13 protein-coding genes and 1 tRNA gene are annotated in these 13090 nt (G+C 49.0%); 4 read left to right on the top strand and 10 right to left on the bottom strand.

What is annotated here, in order from left to right:
- Positions 1-799: cytochrome b/b6 domain-containing protein (locus tag QM529_05385; protein ID MDI9314085.1), on the top strand; the 799-nt coding region annotated here is incomplete at its 5' end.
- A gap of 150 nt (positions 800-949) precedes the next feature.
- On the top strand, positions 950-1459 hold the full coding sequence (locus QM529_05380; GenBank protein MDI9314084.1) for a DUF3576 domain-containing protein: 510 nt from the start codon (positions 950-952) through the stop codon (positions 1457-1459).
- Positions 1460-1465: 6 nt separating this feature from the next.
- Here the strand turns inward: QM529_05380 and gmk are convergent, their stop codons facing one another.
- The 5 genes from gmk to alc all read right to left on the bottom strand — a co-directional run bounded on the left by gmk (position 1466) and on the right by alc (position 6306).
- Positions 1466-2098 (bottom strand): guanylate kinase, encoded by a 633-nt coding sequence (gene gmk, locus QM529_05375; GenBank protein MDI9314083.1) that lies wholly within the window; start codon positions 2096-2098, stop codon positions 1466-1468.
- Between the two features lie 4 nt (positions 2099-2102).
- Positions 2103-3077, bottom strand: a complete 975-nt coding sequence (gene mltG / locus QM529_05370) for an endolytic transglycosylase MltG (GenBank protein MDI9314082.1) — start codon at positions 3075-3077, stop codon at positions 2103-2105.
- A gap of 198 nt (positions 3078-3275) precedes the next feature.
- Positions 3276-4538, bottom strand: a complete 1263-nt coding sequence (gene fabF, locus QM529_05365; protein MDI9314081.1) for a beta-ketoacyl-ACP synthase II — start codon at positions 4536-4538, stop codon at positions 3276-3278.
- A 243-nt stretch (positions 4539-4781) separates the two neighbouring features.
- The gene (locus tag QM529_05360; protein ID MDI9314080.1) at positions 4782-5018 is read right to left on the bottom strand and encodes an acyl carrier protein; all 237 of its coding nucleotides are present in this window, start codon (positions 5016-5018) and stop codon (positions 4782-4784) included.
- Positions 5019-5187: 169 nt separating this feature from the next.
- Positions 5188-6306 (bottom strand): allantoicase, encoded by a 1119-nt coding sequence (gene alc, locus QM529_05355; GenBank protein ID MDI9314079.1) that lies wholly within the window; start codon positions 6304-6306, stop codon positions 5188-5190.
- Positions 6307-6441: 135 nt separating this feature from the next.
- Here alc and QM529_05350 point away from each other — a divergent pair, with 135 nt between their 5' ends.
- Positions 6442-7287, top strand: a complete 846-nt coding sequence (locus QM529_05350; protein MDI9314078.1) for an indole-3-glycerol phosphate synthase TrpC — start codon at positions 6442-6444, stop codon at positions 7285-7287.
- A 3-nt stretch (positions 7288-7290) separates the two neighbouring features.
- Positions 7291-7785: a cyclic pyranopterin monophosphate synthase MoaC gene (gene moaC, locus QM529_05345; protein ID MDI9314077.1), complete on the top strand. Its 495-nt coding sequence runs from the start codon at positions 7291-7293 to the stop codon at positions 7783-7785.
- A gap of 44 nt (positions 7786-7829) precedes the next feature.
- Here the strand turns inward: moaC and QM529_05340 are convergent, their stop codons facing one another.
- From QM529_05340 to QM529_05320, 5 genes are all read right to left on the bottom strand, one after another.
- Complete coding sequence (locus QM529_05340; protein MDI9314076.1) at positions 7830-11735, bottom strand: DEAD/DEAH box helicase; 3906 nt, start codon at positions 11733-11735, stop codon at positions 7830-7832.
- Position 11736: 1 nt separating this feature from the next.
- A complete protein-coding gene (locus QM529_05335) occupies positions 11737-11982 on the bottom strand; it encodes a succinate dehydrogenase assembly factor 2 (GenBank protein ID MDI9314075.1) in 246 nt (81 codons plus the stop codon).
- A gap of 39 nt (positions 11983-12021) precedes the next feature.
- Positions 12022-12097 (bottom strand) — tRNA-Ile (locus QM529_05330).
- Between the two features lie 101 nt (positions 12098-12198).
- A complete protein-coding gene (locus tag QM529_05325) occupies positions 12199-12522 on the bottom strand; it encodes a hypothetical protein (protein ID MDI9314074.1) in 324 nt (107 codons plus the stop codon).
- A gap of 132 nt (positions 12523-12654) precedes the next feature.
- Positions 12655-12816 carry a hypothetical protein gene (locus QM529_05320; protein ID MDI9314073.1) on the bottom strand — a complete coding sequence of 54 codons (162 nt, stop codon included), beginning with the start codon at positions 12814-12816 and terminating at the stop codon, positions 12655-12657.
- Between the last annotated feature and the right edge of the window lie 274 nt (positions 12817-13090).

Below are 13090 nucleotides of genomic sequence, written 5' to 3'. Positions count from 1 at the left end.
ACCCCATTCGCATAACGAAGCGGCGTGGTATAAAAAAAAACAACCCGCCCTCAAGCAGCGAAGCGATAGGGCAAATAACATTGTAAGGAGCAAAAAAATGGCACAAAAAACAAAAGTTTGGGAAGGGGCAATTCGCCTGACCCATTGGGCATTGGCCTTGGCGATTCTCGGCCTGTTCATCACCGGTGAATTTAACCTATTTTTTTACCACATCATCCTCGGCAAAATCGTGCTGATGTTGGTGGTGTTTCGGGTGTTGTGGGGCTTTGTCGGCAGCAAGCCGGCGCGCATCCTGCCCGGCCTATTTGCGCTTGGCAATATCCCGGGTTATATGGGGCGATTGTTTTCTAAAAAAGCCGAATACACCGCCGGCCACACGCCGCTTGGTTGGGCCATGACATTCGCCCTGTTGTTGGCGGCCGGTTTGCAGGCATTGCTCGGCCTGTCGATGGAAAAAACCTATGAAGGGGTTACCTATGCCCACGAATTATCGCCATTGTTCAGCAATGTCGATTTGAAACACACATTCAATTTCATCCATACCGAAATCATGCCGGCCGTTATCATCACCTTGGTGTCGGTTCACGTGTTGGCGGTTTTTTGGTATTTGTGGCGCAAAAAACAAAACCTTGTCACCGGTATAATTACCGGCGTAAAAATGGTTGATGTCGCGCCAAAAACCGATTTCAAAAAACTTATCCTGCCGGCGATTATTGTGCTGGCGGTGTCGGTGCTTATCGTGTGGGGTTTGCTTGACCTGCCAAACCTGCTTGGCCTGGTGCCACCCACTAGCAATTAATTTTTGGCTCTTGTCAAATACGGCAAAACCGCCAATTTGCAATTGACAAATTGGGCAACGTGTTATAGCAAGGGGGCATTGGGGCATTGCCTTGCGCCTCTCTCTATTATGAAAAAAAATCGCTTCTTGCTTCCATTTTTTCTTCGCCTAATGCCGGTGTGCTTTTTGGCACTGGCGATGGCTGGCTGTGGCGGCAAGGCCATTACCGGCAACGCCGTGCCCAATGGCGATGCCGACCAAAAACTTATCAAGGGTAATACCAACGGCGTTGCATTCAGCGGTGATATTTTTAGCCGCGTCAACCGCGATGCCGATAACGGCACGTCGAACGGTGTTGTGGTTAACCCCTACCTGTGGCGTGCCAGCTTGGAAACCGTTGCCTTCATGCCCATGGCCCAGGTCGACCCCATCGGCGGCGTGGTTATAACCGATTGGGCCAGCATCCCCAGCCAACAAAATCAAAACGAACGTTACAAAATAAATATATTTATTTTTGGCCCGGTGTTGCGTGCCGATGCGGTGCGGGTTAAGGTGTTTAAGCAAACCCTTAGCGGTAGCACATGGCGCGACACCGCGGTGCCGGCCGATATGGCCAACAAATTGGAATTGGCGATATTGACGCGGGCGCGGCAAATTAAAATCGCCGCCACCCAACAATAATAATTTTTACGACAATTTTTTGACGAAATCTATCAGACCGATTTGGCGGTCGAGTTTTTGCCGTTCGGCATGCAGAATCGATTGCACCTGGTTGATGCAATTTTCCAAATTATCATTGACGATGCAATATTCATATTCTTGAAAATGCGCCATCTCGCGCGCCGAATCCTTCATGCGGCGTTCGACCACCGCCATTTCGTCTTGGGCGCGTCTTTTTAAACGGGTTAATAACTCCTCGCGCGACGGCGGCAAAATAAATATCCGCACCACGTCCTTGCTCATTTTTTCATGCAATTGTTGCGTGCCCTGCCAATCGATATCGAACAGCACGTCGCGCCCCTGCCGCAATTCTTGCTCGACCGATTGCAACGGCGTGCCATAATAATTGTCAAACACCTTGGCCCATTCCAACAATTCATTTTTGTCGCGCATGGTGATAAATTCTGCCTCATCGATGAAATGATAATCAACGCCGTCGACCTCGCCCTTGCGCGGTTTGCGCGTCGTCACCGATACTGATAACACCAAGTTTGATTCGCGCGCGATAAGGGCGCGGGTGATGGATGTTTTGCCCGCCCCCGACGGCGAAGACAACACCAATAACAGGCCGCGATTTTTTATCAATTGTCGATGCGCCATTTTTTTAATTTTTGTTTGATATATATTTTTCGATATTTTTTGCGTGGTCAAGAAAGTTGGTCGAAAAATCGTGGCCACCGCGCCCATTGGCAACAAAATAAAGGTAACTGTTCCGTTCGGGTTTGGCGACCGCAAATAATGTTTCGCGGCTGGGGTTGGAAATGGCGGTAATCGGCAAGCCATAATTGGTATAGGTGTTCCACGGACTGGGTTTTTTCAAATCCTTGATGTAAAGTTTTCTGTTCAATTCGCCCAGCCCGTTGCTCAGGCCATAGATAACCGTTGGGTCGGTTTCTAACCTCATGCGTTTTTGCAACCGATTGAGGAACACGCCGGCGATGCGCGCCTTTTCCTGTTTGATGCCGGTTTCGCGTTCTACAATCGAGGCAAAAATCACAAATTCTTTTTTGTTTTTTATGTAAGGGTCAAGAATCGGGTCGTGAACCGCCCAGGCCTGGTCGACGCTGGCCTCCATCGCCTTTGCCATTTTATCCAACAAATCTTGCCGCTTGGTGCCGCGCCGATAATTGTAACTATTGGGGAGGAGCGATCCCTCGGCCGGCATCCTGGTAACACTGCCGGTTAAAAACGGCGCGTCGACCATCTCGCGCAGGGCTTGCTTCACCGTCCAACCTTCAATCAGAACAAAAACCTCCTCGATGGTTTTGCCGGCAAAAATATCATCAAGCACGCGGTAGCTGGAAACCTGGCCGACAAATCGGTAATCACCGGTTTTTAAATTATTTTGGCGGCGCGTCAGGTAAGCAATAACCTTAAAACCTATTTTCGCCCTTATCACCTGTTTATCGACCAGGGTGGTGGCGATGGCCTCCAAGTTTGCGCCATCGGGGATAGAAATTTCTTTATCGCGGCCAACCTGAACATTACCAAAAAAATAACATAACAGAAAAACGAAAACCAGCACGCCGACCTCCAGCCCGAGGATTTTTTTTGAAAGTAATGAAATTTTTTTGGGCATGGCGGGGCTTGCAATCGTAACCTTGTTGATAATCTCGTTGTAATAGCAACGATTCTTAACCGATGCAATTTATTGTCTAGTTTTTAACCAACCATAAGCTAATACAAATCCCCCAAAAAGCCCGCATAGGTTGGCTTTTGACGCCCCCACTGCTCAAAGTCCCCCGACAAGCTCTATTATCCGGCTTATCGCGGCCCGTTACACCGCGCCAAACACCACCGAGGCATTGGTGCCGCCAAAGCCAAAACTATTCGACATGGCAAAATTAACTTTCCGTTCCTGCGCGGTCTTGGCCACCAGGTTTAAATCGCACCCTTCCGATGGGTTATCAAGGTTAAGGGTCGGCGGCAATTGACCGGTTTGAATCGCCTTTATCGTGAATATCGCCTCTATCGCGCCGGCACCACCCAGCAAATGACCGGTCGCCGATTTGGTCGACGACATGGCCAATTTGTAAGCATGGTCTTTAAAAAGATTCTTCACCGCCCTTAATTCAATTTCATCCCCCAGCGGCGTCGAGGTGCCATGGGCATTGATGTAATCAATTTTTTCCAAATCCAAGTTGCCCATCGCCAAGGCCTGGCGCATGGCGCGGAAACCGCCGTTGCCATCGGGCGGGGGCGCGGTCAAATGATGCGCATCGCCCGACAGGCCGTAGGAAACAACCTCGGCGTATATTTTTGCGCCGCGTTTTTTTGCATGTTCGTATTCTTCCAACACCATCATGCCCGACCCTTCGCCCATCACGAATCCATCGCGGTCTTTATCCCACGGGCGAGAAGCCTTTTCCGGTTGGTCGTTGTATTTGGTCGACAGGGCACGCGCCGAACAAAAACCGGCAATGCCGATGGCGCATACCGCCGCCTCGGCCCCGCCCGACAACATAATATCGGCGTAACCATCGCGGATGAAGCGCATCGAATCACCAATCGCGTGGGTGCTACTGGCGCAGGCCGTGGCCACCGCGTGGTTCGGCCCTTGCCAGCCGTATTTTATCGAAATAAAACCGGCAATCAAATTCACCAAATTGGCGGGAATAAAAAATGGGCTAAGGCGACGTGGCCCCTTATCCCGCACCTCTATCGAGCCAGCCTCAATCCCGGGCAGGCCGCCGATGCCCGAACCGACCATCACGCCGGCACGTTCTTTTTCTTCGTCCGACAAATTGGTCAGGCCGGCATCCTCCACCGCCATGGTGGCGGCGGTGTAGCCATATTGAATGAATGGGTCCATCTTTTTTTGTTCTTTGAATTCTATCCACTCGCTGGGGTCATATTTGTTTTCGGCCTTACTGCCGCGTGGTATTTCACCAGCAATTTTGGCGGCCATGGCTGATGCGTCAAACCGCGTAATCGGCCCAATGCCCGATGTGCCAGCAATCAATTTTTGCCACACATGGTCGACCCCCAAACCAAGCGGGCTTATAATCCCCATGCCTGTTACCACCACACGTCTTGACATAATTTTGTTCCTTTTGATTTTTTTATAATCTAGCAGTAAATTTTAGCCACCATATACCAACCGCGCAAAAAAATCAATATCGCACAATATCGCCAATATCGACCAATATTGACCATGGGGGACAAAATAATGGGCTGGCTTGGAATTATCGAATAATATTTGTTTTCTGGATTTTGGGTAAAAAAAAACAACAACGGCAAGGAGCCGTCATTGTTTTTTTTTAAAAAAATAAATAGTTAAAAACTATTTTGCTTTTTCAGATAGCAAGTTAATTGCATCGCCAACAGTGGCAATTTTTTGTGCGGCCTCATCGGGAATTTCGCAATTGAATTCTTCTTCAAAAGCAAAAACCAATTCGACGGTATCAAGTGAATCGGCACCCAGGTCATCAATAAAGCGCGCGGTGGGAACCACCTTCGCCTCTTCAACGCCTAAGTGATCGATAATAACTTTTTTAACACGGCTTTCAACATCACTCATGGTATGTTACCCCTTGTTCTGTAATAATCATTTGTTGGTTAGAGCGCGATGACAAATTATCAACGGCCATTCTAAAAAGTTTTTACAGCAAATAAGCGCCCCCTTTATCTGCACTTTTAAGAACCATTATTTAATAGCCAGCTTTAAGCGAAAAGGCAAGTAAAATTTCTTACGCCGGCAAGCGGCCATACAACCGCAAACGCGACACGCCACCATCGGGGAAAATTTTTAACCTGGCGTGCGATATTGCGCCAATCGCCTGCAACGATTTTTTATCGAATGTATGAATATAATCGGCGCGCAATTTTACCTGCGGCAATAATACTTGCCAATTTATTTTTTCATCCTTCAACAGCTCTTCATCGCTGATGTTATTTTTTAACATCACGCCCTCTATCATGCAACTATCCGGGTAATTGCCTTTATAATGGGCGGTGTCGACCACCACCTTATCAATAATACCAGCGTGCGCCAGCGCCAGCACCAGCCAATCGTGACTCGGTAGGTTGCGTTGCCGCCGCGTTTCCCAACCATCGCCCATGTTGATGGCGCGGCGTTCGGCCAACAGCGATGATACATTGCCATAATGCGCATCGTTATAACCAATAATCCGCCCGCCGTATTTCAACGCCGACAGCTCGATATCCTTATGGTTTTGCTTGGCTTGCCAGTCGCATTTTGGTTCGCCATAAACCCGCAAACGCGCGATGCCGCCATCGGGGAAAATCGAAACCCGCAACACGTTAAATTCGTGGGCGGTGTTGATGGTAAAAAAATGATAGCTATCGCCTTGCAAATTTGTTTTTGCCAACAATGGTTGCCATTTTATTTTTGCCAGGTTTTTTTCTAATGTTTTATCATTGTCGCCCTTGCCTTGCTCGGGCATAATCGCGCCCTCAACCATTACCGCCGGCGGAAAATTGCCGGTAAAAAAATGGGTGTGAATGCCCAAACCATGAATAACGCCGCGCGCGCCAAGTTTTATAATCGCATGGTCGTGGCCACCCTGGCGGCGGCGGCGCGTTTCCCACCCATCCATCCATTTGCCGTGGTTGTCATATTTATCGGGAAAAAATAATGGCTCGTGGTCTTGGAGCATTCTGACCGGTGGGGCAAAAAAATCGTCGCTGGCGTATAAAATACTCGCCCCCATCATCGGGCTGGCCAAATTATGGTGGCGCGCAACAAACGACGGCGGGTTTTTGGCTGGCGGCGGCGTTACGGCCGGCCGTTCGGGTGCGGTAATAACCTCTTGATTTTTGGTTGGTTTATTATTTTTTTTACTCATAACATGGTCGCTTGTTGGTTGTGACAAAAATGATTCGGTTTGTTGGCCCACGACGTACCTAACAAATAATTGCCTTGAAAGCAACGGCAAGAAAAACTATAACCCTGATAAGCAATAACCATGATAACTAATAACATGTCAAGCCGAGCAAATAACATGACCGATAAATTGACCGAAATTTTTGCGCAACGAAAGCAGGACATTGCCCAGGCCATGACCAAAACCACGCCAGAGGCAATGGCCGCCATGGCGCGGGCGCGGCGCAGTAATGGCCGGCCATTTCATTCGTTGCATTCTACCCTGCGCACGGCGGTGGCCGATAAAACATTACCGCTTATCGCCGAGGTAAAAAAGGCCTCGCCATCGCGCGGCGTTATTCGCGCCGATTTTTCGCCGATAAATATCACGCAAGATTACCTGACCGCCGGTGCCACGGCCTTGAGCATTTTGACCGAGCCACGATGGTTCCAGGGCGATGACAATTATTTGCGCAACGCCGCCAGCATGACACAAAAACCAATTTTACAAAAAGATTTTATTTTCTGCGATTATCAATTGCACCAGGCGTCCGCCATGGGGGCGGATGTCGTCTTGCTCATCCTCTCCGCGCTTGATGATAAAACCGCCAAGCTGTTGGAGGAAACCGCGCTTGACCTGGGGCTGGAGGTTTTATTGGAAACCCATGATGAAGTTGAAATTGCCCGCGCCAACGCGATGCAATCACCATTGATTGGCGTCAACAACCGCGACCTGAAAAACCTAGTGGTGTCTTTAACCACCGGTGAAAAAATGCTCGAAAAAATTCATCCCGACAAATTGGCGATTGCCGAAAGCGGCTTGACGTCGCCCGCCGATGTAAAAAAAATGTGGGACGCTGGGGCGCGCGGTTTCCTCATCGGCGAATATTTTATGAAACAGCCCGATGTTTTTACCGCCTGCCACGACCTGGTCACGCAATCCAACCAATTGATATTTAAATAAAAAATGACCGATAAAAAACTTTCCCATGTTGATGCCAGCGGCAAGGCCGCAATGGTTGATGTGTCGCAAAAACCCGAAACCGAACGGCTGGCACGCGCCATGGCGCGGGTTATCATGCAACCCGCAACCTTAACCGCAATTATCGACAACAAAATAAAAAAGGGCGATGTTTTCACCGTCGCCAAATTGGCCGGCATCCAGGGGGCAAAAAAAACATCCGACCTTATCCCGCTGTGCCACCCCTTGGCGCTATCGCATATTTCGGTTGATATGGCGGTTGATGAAAACCCTGATATCACCGCGGTGGTTATAACCGCCACCGCCAAAACCACCGGCAAAACCGGCGTCGAGATGGAGGCCCTAACCGCGGCCGCCGTCGCCGGCCTAACGCTTTACGACATGGTGAAGGCTATCGACAAATCGGCTATCATCACCGATATAAAATTGCTGGAAAAATCCGGTGGCAAATCCGGCGTTTTTAAATTGCCAACCACGTAACCGCGCCCTGGTAACAGCGCGGGTAATCGCCAGTGTAACAATCCTCAACATAATTCGGCCAATAGTTTTTTACTGCTCGCCAATAGCTGGTCGATATTTTTTGCGGGTTGCGGAAAAATTATTTTTTCTATTATTTGTCCGGCCTTGCTTTCCTTCACCACCCGCGCCTTGTTACGGGTGATAAGTTTTAATAATTTATCGGGGTGGCGAACTTTATTTTCATAAAACACCACGCTCATGCTGGCGCGGGCGGTGGCATTGGGGTTTGCCCTGGGGTTGGCCATGGTGTTCACCGTGGCCGGCGGGGTAATTTTTAATTCGCTGACGTGCGCGGCGTAACATAATTGTTTTAATTCTATCACCGACAATAAATTTTTTGTCTCGGGCGGTATCGGGCCGAATCTATCGCGTAAGGAATCTTGAATCTCTTGCAAGTTTTTTTCATCGAATGCCTCCGACAATTCTTTATAAAGTGCCAACCGCACCATTTCATCAGGGATGTAATCCTCGGGGATAGCCACCGCCAAGGGCAGAACAATATGCGGCGACCATAACAGCAATCGATTTCGCCCTATCGCTTCACTGCTTGAGGGCGATATGCTCTGCCCTATCGCTTCGCTACTTGAGGGCGATATGCTCTGCCCTATCGCTTCGCTGCTTGAGGGCGATATGCTCTGCCCTATCGCTTCGCTGCTTGAGGGCGGGGCAAAATCTTTTTCTGATAATTTGGCCAGGGCCGCCATCACCATTTTTTGATACAGCTCAACCCCGACCTCCTTGATATGGCCAGATTGTTCCTCGCCCAACAAATTTCCCGCGCCGCGCATATCAAGGTCGTGACTCGCCAGGGTGAAGCCCGCCCCCAAGTGATTCAAATCATCCAACAGCTCTAATCTTTTTTTGGCATTCTTGGTGATGGGTTTTTCCTTGGGGTAGGTGATAAAACAATAACCCTGCTTGGTCGACCGCCCCACCCGACCGCGCAATTGATATAATTGCGCCAAGCCAAATTGGTCGCCGTGAAAAATAATAATCGTGTTGACATTCGGCAAATCCAAACCGCTTTCGATGATGTTGGTCGACAGCAAGCCTTGATACTTGCGGTCGGCAAAATCGGTCATGGCCTGGTCGACATCATCGCCCGGCATTTGGCCGTGGGCAATGGTGATGGCCATTTCCGGCACCAGCTCGCCCAGCGATTTTTTAATCGTCGGTAATTGGTTGATGCGCGGCGCGACGAAAAAAATTTGCCCGCCACGCGCCAATTCATTTTTGATAACCCGCTTGATGTCGAATGGGTCCAAATGGGCAACGGTGGTTTTAATCGGCAACCGCCCGGGCGGCGGGGTGGCGATAAGCGATAGGTCCTTGATTCCATGGAGCGACAATTGCAAACTGCGCGGAATCGGCGTCGCGCTCATCGCCAGCAGGTGAACATTTTTTGCCAACTCGCGCGCCCGTTCTTTTTGCTTGACGCCGAAATGATGTTCCTCATCGATAATCACCAGCCCCAAATTTTTTGGCATGACCGAGCGATGCAACAGCCCGTGCGTGCCAACCACAATATCAACCGCGCCATCATTTATTTCTTCCTTAGTTTTTTTGGCATCAGCCGGCGATACAAACCGCGACAATTGTTTTATCCGCACCGCGACATTTTTGAATCGTTTGACAAAATGATGGTAATGTTGCCGTGCCAACAACGTGGTCGGCGTCACCACCAACACCTGCTTGCCGGCCATCACCGCGCAAAAACTGGCGCGCAGGGCGACCTCGGTCTTACCAAAACCAACATCGCCGCAAATCAATCGGTCCATCGGCCGGTCGGTCGCCAAATCATTTTTCACGGCGATAATCGCCTGCTCCTGGTCGCGGGTTTCGGGATATGGGAACAGCGATGCGAATTCCAAATAATCGCTGTCCTTCGCCACCAATGGTGTCGCCTTGATGGTCTGGCGCAGGGCGGCGTTGCGCGCCAATTTTTCCGCCAATTCTTTAATATGGGCGCGGGTTTTGGCAACGCGCATTTGCCAATCGGCCGAGCCCAATTTATCCAGAATACCATTCAGCGGCGGCGCCGGGTCGGGCAAATCGCCATAGCGCTGTAACCGGTCGAGGTTTTCAATCGGCAGGTAAACCTTGTCGCCATCGCGATAGGCCAGGGCGACGCAATCATGCACCCGGCCGCCGGCGGTGATGGGCTTCAACCCCAAAAATTGCCCGATGCCGTAATCGATGTGGGTTATCAAATCGCCGGTTTTTAATGTCGTGATGTCTTTGATTAATTTTTCTACCGTGGCGCGGCTAGTTCTTGGTTGCGCGGTGCTGGGCGATAATTGAAATTCAACTTGGAAAACATCGTGGTCGGTGATGATGGTCAAATCGTCGCCCCATTGTTCGCCGTGGCGCAATGGCATGACCGCCAAGATTATTTTCTTTTTTTTATCCAGCAAGAAATCAGAAAAACTTTTTTTGTGGTCTGCCACCAGCACCGGCGGCATGTCATCGCCCGCCAATATCTTTTGCCACCGGTGCAGGCTGGCCGTGTTATGGGCGGCAACCAATAAACTGGTGGGGGAATTTTTTATCGCGGCGAAAAGATGTTGATAAAAAAAATCGCCATCATTATTCTTATCATTATTTTTTTCATGGTTTTTATGGTGCGCGGTCGCCATGTTGTGCGACAAATCGACAAACATTTGTTGCCAGCCGGAATCCAGCGGCGTGGTGGCAATATCGATGATGTTGTCATGATTCTCTGCCTCGCCCTGCAGGGTAAAAAAATTTTCTGCTTTTGCTTGCCATTGCGCCGGCGATAGAATTATTTTTTCTGGCGGTAGCGGCGGCAGGATAATATCATTAATATTATTTATTTTTTTATTTTTTTGCGCCGTGTTTTTCGCCGGTTGGCGGACAGCATATTCCTCCGCCCGGTCGTGGTAATCGCTGTCGACGATGGCCCACTGTTGCGTGATTTCATTATCAGCGCGCCCCAAGTTGCAAACCATGAAGTCAGTGCCAAGGTAATCCAGCAGGCCGTGGCCGCCCTTATCCCCCTTGCCGCCCTTACCACCATCACCAAAAAACAATGGCCGATAATATTGCAAATCATCATCGTCAAAAAAAGATTTATCAAAAATATCGGGCGGCAATGATAAAGAAAATTCCTCCCTCATGCGGAACAGAAATGTTTTTTGCGCCGATTTATCAAACGGCATTTCAACATTGGGCAAAATTTTTACCGCCGCAATTTTTTGCGGTGTGGTCAAACGACGTTGGTCAAGCGGCGAAAAATAATATATCCCCTCGACCTGGTCACCAAAAAAATCGATGCGCAATGGTAAATGTTGTGGCGCGACCATCGCCCCATCACCGCTGTCGGCCACCGCGATAGGAAAAATATCGATAATACCGCCATGGCGCACCATGTCGCCGACGGTTCGCACCTCGGCGGTGCGCTCATACCCCAGTGCCAACAGGTTTTCTAACAACCGCGCCATCGGGTAATTTTTGCCGGCCGCAATATTCACCACGCGGTTTGCAACAAACGCCGGCGGTGGCAAATGCTCCATCGTCGCATGGTAACTGGTCAACAGCACCATGCCGCCGTGATGATTTTGCAGGGCAAACAAGGCCGTGGCACGGGCGCGGGCGGCCTCCGCCGTGCTATCAAATGGCGGAAAAGAAAATAACGCCAGGTGCGGTTGATGGCACAACAACAATTGTTTTTGCAACTCCATTTCTTGTGTATCGCGGCACAACAGCAATATTTTTTTTCCCGCCTCGGCCAAGCTTGCCACCACGCCGGCCAACGCCAATGGCTGGGCACCACGCCACACCACGTTGTTTCCGGCGGGCGAACCGCCGCCTGATGATTTTTTGCTCGCCAATAAAAAATTAGCCTGGGCTTGGGCGACGCGCCCCGCGGTGTCAAAAAAAATAGCTGTCATGTTATTTTTTTATCATGATGCGAAATTCTGCTTTAGAAATAGTCGTCGGCTTTAAAAAAATATCCATGATAAATTGCTCGTCTTGTTTTAAAAAATTAATCACCGCGCGTAATTCATCCTGCGACCAGCCGTCAAAATTATTTTCACGCTCGCTGGCGAAAAAATGCTCAAGCCGGGCGGTTAATTCCTTGGTGCCGCGCTGTCTTATCCGCCAATCAATTTCCGCAAGTAAAGTTGCTTGGTGCATGGGGATAAAAAAATGACGCCGTTCGTTGGTTTAAAAAAATGGTAGGCCTGGCAGGAATCGAACCTGCGACCAAACCGTTATGAGCGGTCCGCTCTAACCTCTGAGCTACAGGCCTATAACAAAGATGATTAAAGCATGCTTACAAAAAATTCAAGCCAACAATCACGCGCGGCGTCTTTGGTCGGATTTTTTTTGCGCAACACAAAATTAATTTTGTTACTCTTTAACAATATAAAATAATTCGTCCAATTCGTATGGGTCGAATAACCCCATGTAACGTTGGCCGCCGGCCTTGCCAGTCACCAAATAACAATTGCCACGCGTCAATTGCACACGTTTTACCCCGACGCGACCGGTCAATATATTGATAAGGTCGCGCATCGACTGCATATCTTCCTTTTTGCCCTTGCACACCGTGTTGAGTAATTTTCCCTCGCTACCGGGTGGCAATTGCTCGCGCGCGATTGCCGATTGTGCGCTGGCCAAACCAACTATTCCCGCCAACAGGAGACAGGCGATGGTTTTTTTATTTTTTTTCATTGACGGCGACCTTCCTTTTGTGATGTTAAACATTACCAAAAATACATAAAAAAGTCAAAATAAAAAAGGCATCTGTTTTTTCAAACAGATGCCTACAAAAATAATCTTTTTGTTAAAAAAAAATTTCGATGATTACATCGAGCATTTTTTCATCATTTCTTTGTCCTTGTCGGTCATTTTTGACTGATCCATTTTCATCATCTTGTCGCATTTGGCTTTCATATCGCCAGCCGAAGCCGAAGTAACCGCGGTCAAGGCAAACGCCAAGGCCAATAATGTAGTGATTTTTTTCATAAGTATTATCCTTTCAATGATAATTATAGTTATAGTTTACCAGTGACACCATGTCTCCGATTTGTTTCCTCTAGCATGTTTCGCGGCAACTTACAATAAGCTAATAGAAATTATTCGCGTCACGCCCGTAACGGCGTCAAAAAAAAAGCACCTGTCCAAAAATGAACAGATGCCTTAAAAAAAATAATCTTTTTTTTAAAAAACGGATTACATACCCGATTTTTTACAAGCCTTGGCGACTTTCATGTCGTCCGCGCTCAAAGAAGCTTGGTCC

This window comes from Hydrotalea sp., from assembly GCA_030054115.1.
GTDB lineage: Bacteria > Pseudomonadota > Alphaproteobacteria > JASGCL01 > JASGCL01 > JASGCL01.
This window is presented reverse-complemented; position numbering and strand designations above follow the sequence as displayed.